This window comes from Daejeonella sp. (assembly GCF_044232565.1).
Classification (GTDB): domain Bacteria; phylum Bacteroidota; class Bacteroidia; order Sphingobacteriales; family Sphingobacteriaceae; genus Daejeonella.
This window is the reverse complement of the sequence record NZ_JBIILQ010000228.1, coordinates 1-4,425: the sequence shown is the minus strand read 5'-3', so window position 1 is coordinate 4,425 and position 4,425 is coordinate 1. Positions and strand designations below refer to the sequence as shown.

The following is a 4,425-nucleotide window of genomic DNA, read 5'->3' as shown; positions in this document are numbered from 1 at the left end:
CTTGCTTATATCATTTTGACGTTTGGGTTTTTCGGACTTTCAATCTACTTATTCAACAAGACTGAATTTGCAGAGTACATTTATTTGCTTTCTGCTTTGACATTCATTGGAAAACTTTCAGAAATCCGAAGAGCTGAATTTTTAAAAATTTGTTTTGGCGACATAGAACTAAAAATAATTAGAATTGCTGAAAACCTCATTTGCTCAATACCATTTCTTGCTTTTCTACTTTACAAACAGCTTTTTGTTTTTGCAAGTTTGCTTTTGATATTGACAGTAATTTTAGCACTTGTAAATTTTAGGACAACATTGAACGTTATAATTTGGACACCGTTTTCAAAAAGACCTTTTGAGTTTACAACAGGCTTTAGAAACACTTTTTATTTGTTTTTTGTAGCTTATGTATTAACATTTTTTGCCGTTTCTGTAAACAATTTTAATCTTGGCGTATTTGCCATGTTACTGGTGTTTGCAACAACATTAAGCTATTATTCAAAACCAGAAAACGAATATTATGTTTGGGCATACAACCGAAATCCAAGACGTTTTTTGTTTAGTAAAATAAAAACGGCAATGCTTTACTCATCTTTGCTTGCATTTCCAATAGCATTAGCTCTTTCATTTTTCTTTTACCAATTTATTGGGTTGCTTTTACTTTTCATCATTGCTGGTTGGGCTTTTCTAACGGCTATTATTGTTACCAAATATTCCTCATATCCTGATGAAATGAATATTCCACAAGGTATTCTTTTAGCTATTTGCTTATGGTTTCCACCTATCCTAATTATTTTAATACCTTATCTTTTCCGAAAATCTGAAAACCAACTTAGTAATTTATTGAAATGATAACAATCCGGAACTTATCAAAGAAATATGGCACAAATGAAGTCTTGAAAAATATCAATATTGAATTTGATAAAGGAAAAGTATATGGAATTGTTGGCGAAAATGGTGCTGGTAAAACAACGTTGTTTAGGTGTGTAGCAGACTTGGATAATTACGAAGGTGAAATAAGTTCAAATCGGAATCCAATTAAAAATCATCTTGGTTTATTGCTTACAGAACCTTTCTTTTTTCAAAAAATTACAGGAAAAGAGTATATTAACTTGCTATGCAATGCAAGGAATATAAAAATAACAGACATTGAAAACAGAAACATTTTTGACCTACCTTTAAATCAATACGCTTCTACTTATTCAACAGGGATGAAAAAGAAATTAGCACTAACAGCAATTCTTTTGCAAGGGAATGATTATTTTATACTTGATGAACCATTTAATGGAGTAGACCTACAAAGCAACATCATAATCACAGAAATAATTCATAAACTGAAAGCACTACAAAAGACAGTTATTATATCATCGCATATTTTCTCAACTTTGAGGGACACTTGCGATACAATACATTTACTAAGCAAAGGAAGTTTTATTAAATCTGTCCAAAAGGCAGACTTCTTAGCTTTGGAAACTGAAATGAAACAAATGACAATAGGGAACAAAATTGAAAAATTGGAACTAAGATAAAAAAAGCCTCTAGCAGCCTTTTTGCAAAATGGCGGGTTTATTGCTAAATTCAAATGCAGTTCTTCGATTGAACTTTTGTACAAAACTGAACATTTGTGCTTTGATTTCCACCACTTCGCCAAGCTGCAAAACATTATATGTAATTATAAAATGACACAACAACCAACATAGAAAGACGATGAGATATATTTTAACAATAACACTTTTGGTCATAACAAACTTGACGTTTGGACAATCAAACTCAGAAAAAGAAACCTTGATTTCAAACCCAAATTACGAAAAAACATTAGCCAAAAAATTAGGCGGTGATGATTATGGCATGAAAAGCTATTTTTTGGTCATTCTGAAAACAGGAACGAATACAACTACAGACAAAGAACGTATAGCCGAAAGTTTTAGAGGGCATATGGACAACATAAACCGTTTGGCTAAAGAAGGAAAACTTGTAGTTGCAGGGCCTTTGGGTGAGAATGAAAATAAGTATAGAGGTATTTTCATTTTGAACAACTTAAAATCCTTGGAAGAAGCGAAAGAATTATTACAAACCGATCTTGCCATTAAAAACAGACTTTTAGACTATGAAATATTTACTTGGTACGGTTCGGCGGCACTTCCTGAATACTTGCCATTTATAGACAAAATTTGGAGATCAAAACCTTAAAATACATAAATAAAGAAGTAATTGAGTGGATTAAGGCGGCTTATGACAATGCAGGATGAAAGAACCGCTACCCATAATAGCATCACCCCAAAAGGTGGGATTTCGTGTTCCAAAGACAGATTGGTAGTTAATTAAACAATAGTTTTTCAAATCCTGTTTTGTGGTAAAAGCCGCGCCCTTCGCCAAGAAACATTAACTGCTATAAAAAACTACCTTCATATAACACATGACATCAGACTTAAAATATTGGTATTTGCATGACCATAAACTTTTCAGAAACTTAAGTTTTTCGGAAATCGATGGATTGTGTATTCTGAAACGATTTAAAAAATCAAAAAAAAATGAAATAATCGATTTGCCTTTTAGTGAGAAAGAAAGAATCTACTTCTTAAAACAAGGTGCCATCAAGCTTATTAAAATTAATGAGGATGGCGATGAAGTAGTGATAGATATTCTTCAAAAAGGAGACTTATTTGGGGACTTGAATTTGGAGAAAAAACCTGATAGTAATGATTTTTTTAAGGTCGTATCTGATGAAGCCATTCTTTGTACTTTTTTTAGAGAGAATTTGGAAGATGTCATGCGAAAAAAGCCTGATTTTGCTCTTAATTACATCAAATTCATAGGTTTTAATTTTAAAAAAATACAGAACGTTTACAAGAATATTTTATTCAGAGATGCCAAAACACGTCTTCTATTACTTTTGAATATGATTATTGAAAAGGAGAATCCACAAGATTCTAAATTTGTATTTCCCAATTATCTAACTCAAAAAGATATAGCTCAACTCATTTGCTCAACAAGGCAAACCGTGATTTCACTCCTTAAAGAGTTGCATCAAGATGGTATTTTACAATATTCTCAAAAAGAAATTATCATCCAGGACATCCAAAAATTAAAAAACTTTGCTGAAAATGTAAAATAGCTTACATTTTGCTGTTTTAATACCTAGTACTTTTGTCTCATAAAATATTAAACTTATAGAATATGAGATATTTCATTTTAATTTTTCTTTTAGGAATAACCCTGCAATTATTTGCACAAAACACAGCCATTGAGCGGACCAAACAGTTTAATTTAGAAAATGGAATCGCCATTCAGGGCTACGACCCCGTAAGTTATGTTTCAATAAATAAAGCAACAAAAGGGAAATCCACTATCTCTGCAAATTACCAAGGTGTTGTTTATCATTTTTCCTCGGAAGCAAACAAAAAACAATTTTTAAGCAATCCTTCGAAATACGAACCACAATATGGTGGTTGGTGTGCTTTTGCTATGGGAGATTATGGCAAAAAGGTAGAGGTTGACCCAGAAACATTTAAAATTATTGAAGATAAACTTTACTTATACTATAATGCTTATTTTAATAATACGCTTAAAAGCTGGAATAAAGATGAAAAAAATCTGAAAGCAAAGGCAGATAAAAATTGGTCTAACATTATAAAAAAATAAAGCAATGAACTCAAAAAACATTATCTCTTGGGTATTAAGGCTTACAGCAGCACTTATTTTATTCCAAACCTTATACTTCAAATTTACGGCTCACCCTGACTCGGTGCACATATTTTCTGCACTCGGGGTTGAACCTTGGGGAAGAATTGGACTTGGTATTATTGAACTCATTACGGCTATTCTTATTTTGATTCCCAAAACCAAAGTAATAGGCATGGCAACCAGTTTAGGTATTATTACAGGAGCGGTATTATCACACCTTTTGGTTTTAGGCATCAATGTATCCAATGACGGAGGAGGATTATTTACCTTGGCAATTATCGTTTTTATTGTTTCCACAATTTTTCTTTTAATGCACAAAAGCGAGCTTTTATCTTTAATTAAAAAAATTACTACAAAATAATCAGCTTCTGCTTTTTGATAACACTCTGTTTCACAAGCTGTATACAAAGCAATATGAAAATAGAAAAAAGTTAAACTTAAAATCAGATGACATGAATATGGATTTATCAGCACGCGAATGGAAAGCAAAGCTTAGCCCTCAGTAGTATTTTTATTAGTAGCGAAACAGGCACGGCAAAACCTTTTAGTGGTGAATTTACATAAACTAACAAAATTTCGTATATACATTATGGGGGGCGTCGAGCCTTTATTTACCGATAATATGAAATTTGAATCACATTGTGGCTGGCCAAGTTTTGACAAAGAAATTGAAGGCAGAAAAATCATTCAAGCCGAACATAACATACATGGAATGCGAAGAACAGAAATTACCTCTGCACAATGCAA

Annotated in this window: 7 protein-coding genes; all 7 read left to right on the top strand. The window is 32.1% G+C overall.

Annotated features, from left to right (window positions below):
- The coding region (locus ACILQF_RS10985) for a hypothetical protein (RefSeq protein ID WP_395627452.1) at positions 1–846 on the top strand (846 nt) is incomplete at its 5' end.
- The gene (locus ACILQF_RS10980; RefSeq protein WP_395627451.1) at positions 843–1,523 is read left to right on the top strand and encodes an ATP-binding cassette domain-containing protein; all 681 of its coding nucleotides are present in this window, start codon (positions 843–845) and stop codon (positions 1,521–1,523) included. The genes ACILQF_RS10985 and ACILQF_RS10980, both read left to right, overlap by 4 nt.
- 178 nt (positions 1,524–1,701) lie before the next feature.
- On the top strand, positions 1,702–2,184 hold the full coding sequence (locus ACILQF_RS10975; RefSeq protein ID WP_395627450.1) for a YciI family protein: 483 nt from the start codon (positions 1,702–1,704) through the stop codon (positions 2,182–2,184).
- Between the two features lie 226 nt (positions 2,185–2,410).
- On the top strand, positions 2,411–3,109 hold the full coding sequence (locus ACILQF_RS10970; protein ID WP_395627449.1) for a Crp/Fnr family transcriptional regulator: 699 nt from the start codon (positions 2,411–2,413) through the stop codon (positions 3,107–3,109).
- 62 nt (positions 3,110–3,171) lie between these two features.
- Positions 3,172–3,636: a YHS domain-containing (seleno)protein gene (locus ACILQF_RS10965; protein WP_395627448.1), complete on the top strand. Its 465-nt coding sequence runs from the start codon at positions 3,172–3,174 to the stop codon at positions 3,634–3,636.
- Between the two features lie 4 nt (positions 3,637–3,640).
- A complete protein-coding gene (locus ACILQF_RS10960; protein ID WP_395627447.1) occupies positions 3,641–4,039 on the top strand; it encodes a DoxX family protein in 399 nt (132 codons plus the stop codon).
- 228 nt (positions 4,040–4,267) lie between these two features.
- Positions 4,268–4,425, top strand: a 158-nt coding sequence (locus ACILQF_RS10955; RefSeq protein WP_395627453.1) for a peptide-methionine (R)-S-oxide reductase, incomplete at its 3' end; no start/stop codon positions are given.

Coding starts and splice junctions, on each gene's coding strand:
- ACILQF_RS10980 (WP_395627451.1), top strand. CDS start 843: ATGATAACAATCCGGAACTTATCAAAGAAATATGGCACAAATGAAGTC.
- ACILQF_RS10975 (WP_395627450.1), top strand. CDS start 1,702: ATGAGATATATTTTAACAATAACACTTTTGGTCATAACAAACTTGACG.
- ACILQF_RS10970 (WP_395627449.1), top strand. CDS start 2,411: ATGACATCAGACTTAAAATATTGGTATTTGCATGACCATAAACTTTTC.
- ACILQF_RS10965 (WP_395627448.1), top strand. CDS start 3,172: ATGAGATATTTCATTTTAATTTTTCTTTTAGGAATAACCCTGCAATTA.
- ACILQF_RS10960 (WP_395627447.1), top strand. CDS start 3,641: ATGAACTCAAAAAACATTATCTCTTGGGTATTAAGGCTTACAGCAGCA.